1 protein-coding gene is annotated in these 270 nt (G+C 63.7%); it reads left to right on the top strand.

Going from position 1 to position 270, the window contains the following annotated elements; genetic code table 11:
- Nucleotides 1-28: 28 nt before the first annotated feature.
- Nucleotides 29-270 (top strand): hypothetical protein (locus tag SB724_RS20280; RefSeq protein WP_410572664.1); only part of this gene is annotated, 242 nt, incomplete at its 3' end.

Raw genomic sequence — 270 nt, 5'->3', positions numbered from 1 at the left:
GTGCTTCCTTTCGCTTGGGGGTTGATTCATGCACGACAAATGCGCGCAGGCTGTTTCGCAGGCTGCAAACCGGAAGCTGACAAAGGCCGAACTGGACGGCATCGAAAACCGCGTGCGCGCGGGCATGCGCGTGGTGCGCAATCGCGATGTCGATGCCTGGGGAGCGATGACGCTCGGCGAGCGCATCAACGCGGGCGCCGAGTGGGCACAGCAGCAACTGCAGCACGAGGCCGACCTCGCGCGTCAGCGCAAGATCCTGCAACTCTCCAA

It is taken from the genome of Bacillus sp. SIMBA_031 (assembly GCF_046535225.1).
GTDB classification, from domain to species: domain Bacteria; phylum Bacillota; class Bacilli; order Bacillales; family Bacillaceae; genus Bacillus; species Bacillus velezensis.
This window is presented reverse-complemented; position numbering and strand designations above follow the sequence as displayed.